Here is a 2,080-nt window from a genome sequence, read left to right as displayed (position 1 = left end):
GAACGCGGTCACCGACTCCAGCACACGGCCGAACCACACCGCCATCCGCTCGGCCGTCTCCGCCTCGAACACATCCGCCGACACGACCAGCGCACCCCGCAACCCCGCAGGACGCCCCTCCTCGTCAACCACCTCCGACAGCAACACCTCAAGATCGAATTTCGCTGCCACAGTGGGCATGTCACCCACCGCAGACTCCCCGGACCGAACGTGGGCGCCGGGCAGTGCGAGCCGGGTCTCGGCGGTGTTCTCGAGGGTGAGGAAGACCTGGAACAGGGGGTGCCGGGCCAGGGAGCGGGACGGTGTCAGCTCCTCGACGAGTCGTTCGAACGGCATGTCCTGGTGCGCGAACGCTCCCAGGCTCGCCTCCCGCACCCGTGCCAGGATCTGCCGGAACTTCGGATCGCCGGAGAGGTCGCTGCGGATGACGAGCGTGTTGATGAACAGCCCGACGAGGTCGTCCAGCGCCTCGTCGGTCCGTCCCGCGATCGGCGAGCCGATCGGGATGTCGGTGCCAGCGCCGAGTCGTGACAGCGTCACGGCCAGGGCCGCCTGCGCCACCATGAACGCTGTCACGCTCTCGGCACGCGCCACCTCCACCATCCGCTCGTGCACCTCGCCGGATATCCGCACCGGCACCCGATGACCCTGATGGCTGGCCACCGCAGGACGCGGCCGATCCACCGGCAACACCAACTCCTCCGGAACACCAGCAAGCGCCTGCCGCCAGTACCCCACCTGCGCCGACAGCAGACTCTCCGGATCCGACTCCTCACCCAGCAACTCGCGCTGCCACACCGCGTAGTCGGCGTACTGCACCGGCAACGGCTCCCACACCGGAGCCGCACCCCGCAACCGCGCCTCATAGGCGGTGGAGACATCCCTGGCCAGCGGACCTCGAGACCAGCCATCGGAGGCGATGTGGTGCATGACGACTAGCAGCACCTGCTCGTCGGGTCCGGCCTGGAACAGCCATGCCTTGATCGGCAGCTCAGCCGACAGGTCGAAGGCGTACTGCGACGCACGGGCCACGACGTCCGCAAGATCCTCGGGCGCGGCCTGGGACACTTCCAGGCCCCATGTGAGCTCGTCGGGGTCGAGGATGTGCTGGTAGGGCTGACCGTCGGCGCTCGGGAAGACGGTCCGCAGCGATTCGTGCCGCACGATCACATCACGCAACGCCTCTTCCAGCACCGCAGCATCCACACCATGCATGCGGATCGGGGTAGGAATGTTGTACGTGGGGCTGGGACCCTCCAACTGCGCCAGGAACCACAGCCGCTGCTGCGCGAACGACAACGGCACCCGCCCAGGACGTACCCCCGCCCGCAACGGCTGACGAACCGAGCCCGCACCCTCGTCCGTAAGACGTGTCGCCAGTCCAGCGACAGTGGGTGCCTCGAACAGTGTGCGGACCTCGACCTCCACCCCCAGCACAACCCGGATCCGCGACACCAACCGCACCGCCAGCAGCGAATGCCCACCCAGAGTGAAGAAGTTGTCCTCCACCCCCACCGATGCGAGGCCGAGGGTGTCGGCGAACGCCGCACACAGCATCTCCTCCTGCACGGTCGCCGGAGCCCGCCCGGCACCGGTGACGTACTCCGGCGCCGGCAGCGCCCTGCGGTCCAACTTCCCGTTGGCCGTCAACGGCAACTCCGCCAGCGTCACGAACGCGGCCGGCACCATGTACTCCGGCAGCCGCGAGACCACCACCTCCCGCAGCCCCTCGGACTCCGCACCATCACCGGCCACCACATAGCCGACCAGGCGCTTGTCTCCCGAGGTGTCCTCGCGGGCGATCACCGCAGCCTGCGTCACCGCCGGATGGGTCAGCAGAGCGGCCTCGATCTCACCCGGCTCGATACGGAAACCACGCACCTTCACCTGCTCATCCACACGACCAGCGAACAGCAACTGCCCGTCCGCACTCCACTTCACCAAATCCCCGGTGCGATACATCCGCTCACCGGAACCCGGACCGAACGGGCACGCCACGAACCGCTCACCCGTCAGTCCGGGGCGGCCCACATAGCCACGCGCCACACCCGCACCGGCCACATACAGTTCACCGGCCACC

The 2,080-nt window shown here is 68.2% G+C and carries 1 protein-coding gene; it reads right to left on the bottom strand.

Going from position 1 to position 2,080, the window contains the following annotated elements:
* A partial coding sequence (locus tag ACYVOO_RS40340; protein ID WP_461020699.1) for a condensation domain-containing protein occupies positions 1-2,080 on the bottom strand: 2,080 nt, incomplete at both ends.

The organism is Streptomyces daliensis (assembly GCF_054782395.1).
Note: the sequence above shows the minus strand (reverse complement) of the source record. Positions and strands in the feature narration are given on the sequence as shown.